The 246-nt window shown below is 43.9% G+C and carries 1 protein-coding gene; it reads right to left on the bottom strand.

All coding sequences use genetic code 11. From position 1 onward, the window contains the following. The coding region (locus ACFIK0_RS09790; RefSeq protein WP_375663974.1) for a hypothetical protein at window positions 1-246 on the bottom strand (246 nt) is incomplete at both ends.

Here is a 246-nt window from a genome sequence, read left to right as displayed (position 1 = left end):
GAGCACTTTTAATTGTGGATTTAATTTTTTCAAACCGGTAATCACTCGGTAGTCTAGCGACTGCGCCTGGTCATGATCGGCAATCAGTCGTTTACCATAAAGACGGTCAAAGCGATTGAGCATCCCCTTTGAGTCCGTCGGTGTCGTTTTAACTTCGACTAATAACTTTTGGTGAAGCTTTTCCGCAGCAGCAAGATACTGGTCAAAACTAGCAATCTTCGCCTGATGACCATCTTCTTTTGCTGT

This window comes from Bartonella sp. CL63NXGY, assembly GCF_042194905.1.
GTDB lineage: Bacteria > Pseudomonadota > Alphaproteobacteria > Rhizobiales > Rhizobiaceae > Bartonella.
This window is presented reverse-complemented; position numbering and strand designations above follow the sequence as displayed.